Here is a 10,359-nt window from a genome sequence, read left to right on the forward strand (position 1 = left end):
CGAGTATACTACTTAGTTAGATTTAGATATTTTAAAACTTCAGCATCCGGTGAAATTACAAAATTAGTATCCTCTTTCTTTAAAGAATTTTTATATACTAAAAGTGATCTATAAAATTTATAAAATTCCGGGTCGACTGAATAAGCAGAATTATATATTTTTGCCGCTTTCTCATCGCCGTCACCTTTAATAATTTGTGCATCTCGATAAGCTTTAGCAAGTATTATTTTACTTTCTTTATCTGCTTTTGAACGAATACGCACGCTTTCTTCTTGCCCTTCCGCTCTAATTTGGGTTGCTTCCTTTTCACGTGCCGTTTGCATACGACGATAAATAGCCGCACTATTTTCTTTCGGTAAGTCTGCTCTTAAAATTCTAACATCTACAACGTCAATACCAAAGCTTTTAGCTTCTCCGTCCACTTGATTTAAGATATTTAACATTACGTTACTACGTTCCTGACTTAAAAGGCTACTTAACGAGATTTTACCTATCACCTTACGCATTGACGATTCAAGATTACGCGTTAACCTAATTTTCACGCCTTGATAATCATGTACCGTTTTATAAAACATTACGGGATTATTAATTTGGAATTTGGCGTAAGCATCAACAATAACTCGCTTACCGTCAGCAGCCGTTAATTCTTTTGCCTCAACCTCAACATCTAAAAGACGCTTATCAAAAAATTCAACATTTTGAATAAACGGGATTTTAATATTTAGCCCTGGATTTTCTATAGTTCTAACTGCCTCACCAAACTGGAATACTACAGCAGATTGGCGTTGGTCAACTGAAAATAAGGAGCTAGAAATCAGTATCAGCCCAAAAACAATTGTAAAAATTATATAATAAATCTTTTGTTGCATTTAATATTCCTTGTTGTTTTTTTGTATTCTATGCTGTTATAATGTCATCCCGCGATTTGATCGCGGGATCCAGTCTTTTTTAATTTTTTTCTGGATACCGTGGTCAAGCCACGGTATGACAAAGTGGATTCCCGCTTTCGCGGGAATGAAATAGTACCCTACGGTTTTATGGCCATGTGCGGCAGTAGTGCATTATTAATAATCGTTTTATTGGAACCGCTTAATATCTCTTCGACTACTTCTAAATATAATCTATCTCTAGTTACTTGCCTACCTGTAGCATATTGTTTATAAATAGCATTAAATCTTTGGCTATAACCTTCTGCTTTTGATATAACTTCTTCTCTATAACCTTCTGCTTCTTGTATAATCTTTGCAGCTGCTCCTCTAGCTTCCGGTAAAATCTTATTATTATAGGCTTGAGCTTGATTTATTTCTTTCTCTTTATCTGCTTTTGAAGTTTGCACGTCTCTATAAGCGTCTATTACTTCGGCAGGCGGCTCGGCTTTTAATAATTGTACTTTCTCAATCATCACACCAGCATTGTAACTATCCAGTATCTTCTGGGCTAATTTTTCTATTTTATAAGTAATTTCTTGCTTTCGATCGGATAATACCCAAGAAATAGGAGTATTGCCTATTACTTCCCTAACGGCACTTTCTACTGTTGCTTTTACTGTTTCTTCAGGTCTTTGTAAATTAAAAATAAAATCTTCAAGATTATTAATATGCCACATTACGTCACAATTTAAAGCAACGATATTTTCATCACCGGTAAGCATTATACTTTCACCGGCAATATTTTTAGTATTATCGCCACCGCTACGCAGAGAGCTATTTGTACGATAACCAATCTCAATCCGGCGTGATTGCTTCACTTTCTCAACTATTATCTTTTCAAAAGGAGCCGGTAAATGATAATTAAGCCCGGGGGAACCCTTACGCACAAAACGCCCAAACCTTATTACTGCTGCTTCTTCACCTTCTTTTATTTCATAAATACCCGAAGCAAACCATAAAGCAACCATCGCAACAACAGCTAAAATTATTGTTTTAGCATTGAAATTAAACTGGAATTGAAATTTATCAAAATTAAATTGATTTTTACGTGGTCTTGTGAATATGTTATCTTCTTTATTAGAATCAAAATCTTTCCATGGGGATTTTTTTAAAATCGAGATATATTTTTTATTAAGCATTTGCTTTGTTGTTTTATATTATTTTAAAATACTTCTTGTAAAATTCGCTTATAGAGAGGGATTTGAAGGAAACACGAAACGCAGCACCGCAGCGTACAAAAAAGTACGTGAGGATGTGAGTACCGGATTGACGTACAAATTACCTCTAGAAGTAGAGTTTTACAAAAAGTAATGAGGATTTAAGTGATTATATATATTATAGTATATAACGTCAAGTGACGAGCTTAAACAGCTTTAAAAAGGAAATTTAATTATGGCGAATTTACACCAACGACAAATTATAGATAAAATTCAGAATATTACCTTTAAAGACGGTACTTTTTTAAATGAAGTTATATCGGATATTATAATTAAGGGGAATAATATCGGTTTCTCCATAGATATATCAGGTAAAAACAAGTTAGAAGCCGAGGAAATTAGACTTAAGGCAATTAATAAACTTAACGAGATTTCGGAAGTAAATAAAATAACAATTGTTTTCACCGAAAGTAAACCGATGGAGAAAAAAGTTCAAAAACCAAAACATTTTATAGAAAACGTAAAAAAAATTATCTTAGTAGCGTCAGGCAAAGGCGGAGTCGGAAAATCTACAATATCAGCTCTTATTGCTCAGCAGTTAAGTCTAGAAAATTACCAAGTCGGAATAGTAGATGCGGATATTTACGGTCCGTCAATTCCGCATATATTCGGCATTAACGAAGTACCGAAAACGAAAGATGGACGAATAATACCGGTACTTGCTCAAAGCATCGAAATTATGTCTATAGGCTTCTTCGTTAAAGACCACTCGGCAATTATGTGGCGTGGTCCTATGGCGAGCAAAACTATCTATCAATTATTATCGGTAACAAAATGGGATAATTTAGATTATCTAATTATCGATATGCCGCCGGGGATAGGTGATATTCATTTAAGTATGCTAGAAAATTATCATTTAGACGGCGTAATAATCGTAACTACGCCGCAAAAAATATCAGAAATAGACGTAATACGTTCTATAGATTTATATCAAAAACTAAATTTACCTATTTTGGGAATAATTGAGAATATGAGCTATATGCTTAAAAATAATAGCGGCGGGTATTTATCGCAAAAATATAATATACCACTAATCGCTCAAATCCCGATCACACCGCAAATAGCCGATGCTTGCGATAAATCACTGCCTCTAACAAACTTATTAACATTACCTTTAGAGAAGTATTTACGATGAAAATACACGTATTGGCAGATGATAGAACAGGCAACACCCATCAGGCTATTGCACTTGCTGAAAAATTAACAGAAGAATATACCGCAATTAAGCTTGAATATAATTGCTTAGCTAAGTTACCGAACTTTTTACTAAAATATTATCCTATTCATATAAAAAGTGAGCTATTGCAAGATATTATGGCAAAGCCTTTACCCGATATGATAATTACCGCCGGAAGAAGAACGGCAGTACTAGCATTTTATTTAAAAAAGAAATTTAAAGATATCAAGTTAATACAAATAATGCAGCCCTCTTTGCCTTATGATGCATTTGATGCCGTTATTCTGCCTTATCATGATTTAAGTAATAGCCAAAATGTCATACCGTGGCTTGACCACGGTATCCAAAAAAAAATTAAAGAAGACTGGATTACGCGATCAAGTCACGGAATGACAATCATCCCCATCAATGGAGCCATCAACAACATAACCGATCAGTTTGCTGCTGCGAATCTAGAACTGCAAAAACATTATCCTAATCTTAAACAGTTTATTGCAGTGATAATCGGTGGGAATAATAAAAAATTTAATTTCAATGAAGATGAAGCAGTTTTATTTTCTTCATTATTAAATAAAATATATACTAATCAACAAATACCTTTCCTCATTAGTTTTAGTAGACGTACACCACAAACTGTAAAATCAATTATTAAAAATAATATGCCGTCTCCCACAATTATTTATGACCCGAATGAAGACGCAGGCTATAATCCTTATATAGCTATGCTCGCCAAAGCAAAATATATAATCTCTACGGCCGACTCAATCTCAATGTGCAGTGAAGCAGCTTCAAGCGGTAAACCTCTTTATATATTCTGCCCACCAAACTTTAATTCTTCAAAGCATAAGATTTTTATAAAGCAGTTAGTAGAACAGAAGATAGCAAGAATTTTTGATAAGTCGGTTATTGCTCTAGAAGAATATAGCTACAAACCCTTAAATGAAGCAGAAAGAGTAGCTGAAATTATTAAATCTTTAGGTTTAACGATTTTATGATACCTTGCAGCGTTTGGACTTCAGGGGAAGAGAGACTATTTATACGTGTAAATATATTAGTGATATTTTGTTGCATAGCAGGTTTTTTGTCGGGAGCCTTGAAGAATCCGGCTTTATCGAGTTTGCCGAATAAATTTACTAAAAAATGCTCTATTTCTTCTTTAGTAGCTAATTTTTGAATGTTATGTATATCCTCTCTGGGCGTAGAATTACGAAATAACTCATAGCATATTATAATCACCGCTTGAGCAATATTTAATGAGCTAAATTCAGTTGTGTTAATAGTGATAATCTTATTGGCAAGTGAAATCTCTTCATTGCTAAGTCCATTATTTTCCCGCCCGAACATTATCCCAACTTTTGCAGAATTTGGATAATCTAAAGGCAAATGTTGTGAAAATACATAATCTTTATTTATAGCCCTTTTAATGCAAGTAGTAGCATATAAATATTCGAGGTCTTTAATGCTATCTTCAAGGCTATCATAAACTTTTGCATTATCTATAATATTAACCGCTCCGACTGCATTACTACGTGCTTGCTCATTAGGCCAGCCGTCTCTTGGAGCTACGATTCTAAGCTCATTTAAGCCAAAATTCTTTATTGCTCTTGCAGTAGCACCGATATTCTCACCCATTTGCGGGGCAACTAATATTATTATTGGATTCATTTTAATAATTTTTTGTAACTAAGCAGGTATAGGCAATCGCTACGGCGTCAGCTTCATCGGAATTGGTAATTAAGGAAGTGCCAGGCAGCAAAAGCTTTATCATATGCAAAATTTGGTCTTTCTCTGCATGCCCATATCCTGTTACGGTTTTTTTTACCGTATTCGGCTTAAATTCTCGTAAGCCTAAATTATATCTACCGATCAGCGACATTATCGCCCCTCTAGCATATCCAAGTTTTAAAGAAGTCACGCTATTAGTATTAACAAATGTTTCTTCAATCGCTGCCATATTTGGTTGATATTCTAATATTACTTTTTCTAATGTACTATTAATAAAAGCAAGTCTATGATGAATTTCATTCTTACTATTTGTTTTAATAATACCGCTAGCTAAATATTTCAACTTTGCGGTCTCTTTTGCAACTACTGCCCATCCAAGACTCCCAAGTGCCGGATCAATCCCAAGTACTATCATGATTACATATACCGTGTCACTCCGTGGCTTGACCACGGGGTCCATAAAATAATTTTAAAATACTGGACCCCGTGGTCAAGCCACAGGGTGACAGCTTTATATCTTCATATATTGATAAAATTCTTGATTATTTTCCCACAGCTCACGCACCTTAACGAACAAAAATAAATGAACAGGAGATCCAAAAAACCTCTCCATTTGCATTCGGGATTTTGCTCCTATCTCTTTAATTTTAGAACCGTTTTTACCGAGTATTATAGTTTTGTAACTCTCTCTTGAGACTACTATAACTTGATTAATCTTTACGGATTTGTCTTTAAGCTCTTCCCACTTTTCGGTTTGTACGGTTAATTTATAAGGGAGTTCTTGCTGCAAATTTAAAAATAACTGCTCTCTTGTAATTTCTGCTGCAATAAAATGCATAGGTAAATCCGTTATGTCGTCTTCCGCATAAAGCCAAGGAGAAATTTTTGCCTTACTTGTTATATATTCAAGTAATCCATCAATATTTTTGTCCGATAAAGCAGATATAGGAAAAAGTAAGCTATCAGGATGATTTTTCGTTAAAAAAGCTTTAATGTCATTTAGATATTTTGATTCGATGTCTATTTTGTTCAATAAAAATATCGGAACAATATTAAGTGAGCGAAGCTTATCTAAAATATTATGCGTTACATCATCAAACGGTTTTAAACTATCAATAATTAACAAAACTAAATCCGCACTATGCAAACTAGACCACGCACATCTGACCATCGCCTTCTCAAGCGTTCCTTTCGGCTCAAATATACCGGGCGTATCGTATAAAATTACCTGCGTATCTTTTAAGGTAATAATACCGGTAATAATTGACCTAGTCGTTTGAACTTTTGGGGTAACAATTGAAAGCTTCTCACCGATTATTCTGTTTAACAAAGTCGACTTCCCACTATTTGGTCGTCCGATTATACAAACCGATACCGTTTTCTGATTAGACATCTTCCCAAACTTCGCTTCTAGAGGTAATTTAGACGTCGACCCAGTACTCGCATCCTCACGTACTAGTGTGTACGCTGCGGTGCTGCATTCCGTGCCTCCTTTAAATTCCTCTCTATAAGCTGGTTTGGAAAGATATCTATTAGTCATTTTTAAGTCTATGCAATAAACTTCGTGCTGCGTTTTTCTCTGCTTCTTTTATCGAGTGACCAGTGCCTGTTTGTTCATAATCTTTTACTTTTACAAGAACCGTAAAAGTCGATGAATGGGCGGCTCCTTCTCTTTTTATCAGACGGTATATAGGTAGGTGATGATCACTAGCTTGAGCCCATTCTTGTAAAGCAGTTTTTGGGTCATAATCCGTTAAATTCTGAACTTTTATAAATTCTTCCCATAATTTCCCGATAATATTATGGGTTGTTTCAATATTACTATCAAGATATATAGATGCAATCAAAGCTTCCGTAGCATTTTCTATATTACTAGGATTGTCACGCCCGCCTGCTACTTCTTCCCCATGAGTCATAATTATATAATCTTTTAAAGCAAGCTTAGCCCCAACCATACATATTGTTTCTCTGCAAACTAAATATGATCTAATTTTAGCTAAATTTCCCTCATTATAATTTGCAAAATTCTTAAATAAAATTTCCGTGATTACTAAATTTAATACGGCATCACCTAGAAACTCTAATCGTTCATAATCTTTATCATCCTTGTACTCGTGATGCTGCCTTAAAGACGGGTGACTCAACGCTTCTATTAAAAGCTCTTTATTTTTGAAACTATAGCTAAGTAGCTTTTCTAACTTCTCAAATGATTCCATTACTCATCCGTGTTATAAAGATTTCTGAAAATTTGATTTAACCTAACAGATTCAATCCATGGCTTTAACTTTAGTACTAGATTAATAACTCCTATATCATTATCCCACCAAGTTATTTTTGTTGAGAACCAAATAAATTGTGCTTTAGCAATAAAATTTTCAAACGGTACAAATCCAAGATTTACTCTACTATCATTTGACTGATCTCTATTATCCCCTAAAAAGAAATATTTCCCTTCAGGTACATAAAAAACATCCGTATTACCGTATCTATCATTATATATAACGCCAAAAATAGGAGCAAGCTTATAAGAAAAATATGTTCTACCGTTTGGCAGTGTTTCTTTAAACTTCAAATATTTTATTCCCTCTTCGCTTATATAAGTTCCAACTTCCGTGCGTTCTATTTTTTTATCGTTAATATATATTACATCATCAATCAATTGAATTTTATCACCGGGTAGCCCTATTAAACGTTTTATATATCTAACACTCATATTGTTAGGCGGACGAAAAACTACAATATCGCCACGCTCCGGTTCACGAGCAAATATTCGCCCTTTAAAAAGAGGAATAAAATCAAAAAAAGATAAAGAATAATTACTATAACCATAACTATATTTCGTAGAAAATATATAGTCATTCTCAAGTATGGTTGCCTTCATAGAACCGGTCGGAACGGTAAACGGCTCCATAATAAGTATTCTAATAAGTAAAGCGATGCATATTACAAAAGCAAAAGACCCCCACTCTTGCTTAGCTGTTTTATTAGTGTTTGATTTTGTATTATCTGTTTGCATAATCTCTTAATTATTTATAAATAATATTTGTTACATGGCTCTTACCTATGTCGTTCTCGTGGAAGACTATTACTGCAGAGTTGCCGATGTCATTCCTGCGTGGTATTGTTACGTGGATCGAAAAACGCATTTGGTGTCATGCCGTGGCTTGACCACGGTGTCCAGAAAAACAATAAAAAATACTAATAATTTTAGTATTTTTAACTGGATCCCGCGATCAAGTCGTGGGATGACAGAGGTGAAATTGATCCACGCAACAATACCTACCTACGGCTGCGTAGCTCATGACGGTTGGGTATCCACGCAACAAGACCCGCTCGCAATGATGATAAAGTCAAGCCACGCTATAACTCTTTATCCTCTCCTCAATCTCGCTTCTAAAATGGCGTATCAGCCCTTGAATCGGCCAAGCTGCCGCATCACCTAAAGCACAGATAGTATGCCCCTCTATTTCTTTCGTAACGTTAAGGAGTTCGTCTATCTCAGATTTTTTGGCATTACCTTTAACTAGCCGCATCATAACTCGCCACATCCAGCCCGTACCCTCACGGCAAGGAGTACATTGCCCGCATGATTCATGCATGTAAAATTTACTAAGCCTTGCTATTGCATAAATAATATCGGTAGATTTATCCATAACTATAATACCGCCTGTACCAAGTCCGGAACCTGCGGTTCTTAAACTATCAAAATCCATATCTACTTCACATAATGACTTAGGAAGTAAAGGCACGGAAGAACCACCCGGGATTATGGCTTTAAGGTTATCCCAACCGCCTCGAACACCGCCGGCATATTTCTCAATCAATTCTTTTAACGAGATTCCCATTGCTTCTTCAACATTACAAGGCTTGTTAACATTCCCTGATATACAGAAAATCTTAGTTCCCGTATTGTTAGGTTTACCTATACCGGCAAACCAGCTAGCTCCTCGTCTTAAAATGGTTGGCACTACTGCAATAGACTCAACATTATTTATAGTAGTCGGGCAACCATATAACCCAAAGCCGGCAGGAAAAGGCGGCTTAAGCCGTGGCATACCTTTTTTGCCTTCTAAACTTTCAAGTAATGCAGTTTCTTCACCGCAAATATAAGCCCCTGCCCCACGATGTAAATAAATATTACAATCGAAGCTCGAACCGCAAGCATTCTTTCCTATTAACCCTTCTTTATAAGCTTCATCTAAGGCACGCTGAATATTAGAGGCTTCATTATAAAACTCACCTCTAATATAGATATAACAATCATTCGCTCCTATAGCAAAGCTTGCAAGCAAACAACCTTCTATTAATTTATGCGGCTCAAACCTTAATATATCACGGTCCTTACACGTACCAGGCTCAGACTCGTCAGCATTTACTACTAAATAGCAAGGCTTCTCTGAATTTTTGGGCATAAACGACCATTTCATACCGGTAGAAAATCCGGCACCGCCTCGCCCTCTAAGCCCTGATTTCTTAACCTCTTCAATGATGAAATCTCTACCTTTATCAAGCAAAGCTTTAGTATTCTCCCAATCGCCTCGCTTCTTGCTAGATTTCAAATCATGGCTTTGCTGCCCATGTAGGTTAGTAAAAATTTTGTCTTCTTCTTTTAGCATAAACTATTCTCGTTATGGCTTAAAAACGTCATTGCGAGGAAAAATTGAAAATTTTGACGAAGCAATCTCGTGCCAAAATCCTGAGATTGCCACGCAGCCTACGGCTGCTCGCAATGATGATTCATTACCTTCCTATTACTTTTTTATTAAACTTCCTATTAACAAACATTGTAAGTATCGGAGCAGAGATAAAAATCGAGGAATAAGTACCAGCTATTATCCCAAAAAATACAAGTACGCTAAAACTACGGATTGCCTCACCGCCAAAAAGAATAAGGGCTAAATTGGCAAGTAGCGTGGTAATTACCGTTAAAATAGTTCTTGATAAAGTCTCATTAATACTTAAATTTATAATTTCCGTGATATTTTTTTTATGATATTTACGTAAATTTTCTCTAATCCTATCATATATTACTACCGAATCATTAACGGAATAACCTATAATAGTTAACACTGCAGCAATAGTACTTAAGTTAAAATCAAGCTTTGTCATACTCATAAACCCAAGAGCAAGTATTACGTCATGCACTAAGGCGATAAGTATACCAAGACCGAAATACCACTCAAAACGCACCCAAATATAAACCATAATCGCTAAGAAAGAGAACAACATCGCCATAGCCCCTGCTTCTATTAGCTGTCTACCCACCTGCGGACCAACAAAATCTACCTTACGATATTCAAACTTATACGGA

Annotated in this window: 11 protein-coding genes and 1 pseudogene; 3 read left to right on the forward strand and 9 right to left on the reverse strand. The window is 35.4% G+C overall.

Translation table 11 applies throughout. The features are described 5' to 3' along the window. Positions 1-8: 8 nt before the first annotated feature. Together hflC and hflK are read right to left on the reverse strand one after the other, a co-directional pair. Positions 9-869 (reverse strand): protease modulator HflC, encoded by an 861-nt coding sequence (gene hflC, locus D6968_RS01405; protein WP_017443458.1) that lies wholly within the window; start codon positions 867-869, stop codon positions 9-11. Between the two features lie 158 nt (positions 870-1,027). Beyond that, entirely contained in the window at positions 1,028-2,068 is a 1,041-nt protein-coding gene (gene hflK, locus D6968_RS01415; protein ID WP_121542898.1) for an FtsH protease activity modulator HflK, read from the reverse strand. A gap of 34 nt (positions 2,069-2,102) precedes the next feature. Here hflK and D6968_RS05685 point away from each other — a divergent pair. The 3 genes and pseudogenes from D6968_RS05685 to D6968_RS01430 form a co-directional block, all read left to right on the forward strand. Further along, positions 2,103-2,234 (forward strand): annotated as a pseudogene (locus D6968_RS05685) (palindromic element RPE1 domain-containing protein); the annotation flags it as partial. 87 nt (positions 2,235-2,321) lie between these two features. Further along, positions 2,322-3,281: an Mrp/NBP35 family ATP-binding protein gene (locus tag D6968_RS01425; RefSeq protein ID WP_121542900.1), complete on the forward strand. Its 960-nt coding sequence runs from the start codon at positions 2,322-2,324 to the stop codon at positions 3,279-3,281. After that, positions 3,278-4,318 (forward strand): mitochondrial fission ELM1 family protein, encoded by a 1,041-nt coding sequence (locus D6968_RS01430; RefSeq protein WP_121542902.1) that lies wholly within the window; start codon positions 3,278-3,280, stop codon positions 4,316-4,318. The genes D6968_RS01425 and D6968_RS01430 overlap by 4 nt, the downstream gene beginning before the upstream one ends. Here D6968_RS01430 and D6968_RS01435 read toward each other — a convergent pair. The 7 genes from D6968_RS01435 to secF all read right to left on the reverse strand — a co-directional run. Further along, positions 4,290-4,988 (reverse strand): RNA methyltransferase, encoded by a 699-nt coding sequence (locus tag D6968_RS01435; RefSeq protein ID WP_121542904.1) that lies wholly within the window; start codon positions 4,986-4,988, stop codon positions 4,290-4,292. The genes D6968_RS01430 and D6968_RS01435 overlap by 29 nt on opposite strands. Before the next feature lies 1 nt (position 4,989). After that, positions 4,990-5,463 carry a crossover junction endodeoxyribonuclease RuvC gene (gene ruvC, locus D6968_RS01440; protein WP_121542906.1) on the reverse strand — a complete coding sequence of 158 codons (474 nt, stop codon included), beginning with the start codon at positions 5,461-5,463 and terminating at the stop codon, positions 4,990-4,992. Positions 5,464-5,559: 96 nt separating this feature from the next. Further along, on the reverse strand, positions 5,560-6,588 hold the full coding sequence (gene era / locus D6968_RS01445) for a GTPase Era (protein ID WP_121542908.1): 1,029 nt from the start codon (positions 6,586-6,588) through the stop codon (positions 5,560-5,562). After that, a complete protein-coding gene (rnc, locus tag D6968_RS01450; protein ID WP_121542910.1) occupies positions 6,581-7,264 on the reverse strand; it encodes a ribonuclease III in 684 nt (227 codons plus the stop codon). The genes era and rnc overlap by 8 nt, the downstream gene beginning before the upstream one ends. Next, complete coding sequence (gene lepB, locus D6968_RS01455; protein ID WP_121542912.1) at positions 7,264-8,064, reverse strand: signal peptidase I; 801 nt, start codon at positions 8,062-8,064, stop codon at positions 7,264-7,266. Before lepB ends, rnc begins: the two co-directional genes overlap by 1 nt. A 334-nt stretch (positions 8,065-8,398) precedes the next feature. Further along, a complete protein-coding gene (nuoF, locus tag D6968_RS01465; protein ID WP_121542916.1) occupies positions 8,399-9,664 on the reverse strand; it encodes an NADH-quinone oxidoreductase subunit NuoF in 1,266 nt (421 codons plus the stop codon). A gap of 124 nt (positions 9,665-9,788) precedes the next feature. Next, the coding region (gene secF / locus D6968_RS01475) for a protein translocase subunit SecF (protein WP_121542918.1) at positions 9,789-10,359 on the reverse strand (571 nt) is incomplete at its 5' end.

The organism is Candidatus Rickettsia colombianensi, assembly GCF_003664375.1.
GTDB classification, from domain to species: domain Bacteria; phylum Pseudomonadota; class Alphaproteobacteria; order Rickettsiales; family Rickettsiaceae; genus Rickettsia; species Rickettsia tamurae.

What these genes read in the sequence shown, in the direction of transcription:
- hflC (WP_017443458.1), bottom strand. Translation starts at nt 869, where the DNA reads ATGCAACAAAAGATTTATTATATAATTTTTACAATTGTTTTTGGGCTG.
- hflK (WP_121542898.1), bottom strand. Translation starts at nt 2,068, where the DNA reads ATGCTTAATAAAAAATATATCTCGATTTTAAAAAAATCCCCATGGAAA.
- D6968_RS01425 (WP_121542900.1), top strand. Translation starts at nt 2,322, where the DNA reads ATGGCGAATTTACACCAACGACAAATTATAGATAAAATTCAGAATATT.
- D6968_RS01430 (WP_121542902.1), top strand. Translation starts at nt 3,278, where the DNA reads ATGAAAATACACGTATTGGCAGATGATAGAACAGGCAACACCCATCAG.
- D6968_RS01435 (WP_121542904.1), bottom strand. Translation starts at nt 4,988, where the DNA reads ATGAATCCAATAATAATATTAGTTGCCCCGCAAATGGGTGAGAATATC.
- ruvC (WP_121542906.1), bottom strand. Translation starts at nt 5,463, where the DNA reads ATGATAGTACTTGGGATTGATCCGGCACTTGGGAGTCTTGGATGGGCA.
- era (WP_121542908.1), bottom strand. Translation starts at nt 6,588, where the DNA reads ATGACTAATAGATATCTTTCCAAACCAGCTTATAGAGAGGAATTTAAA.
- rnc (WP_121542910.1), bottom strand. Translation starts at nt 7,264, where the DNA reads ATGGAATCATTTGAGAAGTTAGAAAAGCTACTTAGCTATAGTTTCAAA.
- lepB (WP_121542912.1), bottom strand. Translation starts at nt 8,064, where the DNA reads ATGCAAACAGATAATACAAAATCAAACACTAATAAAACAGCTAAGCAA.
- nuoF (WP_121542916.1), bottom strand. Translation starts at nt 9,664, where the DNA reads ATGCTAAAAGAAGAAGACAAAATTTTTACTAACCTACATGGGCAGCAA.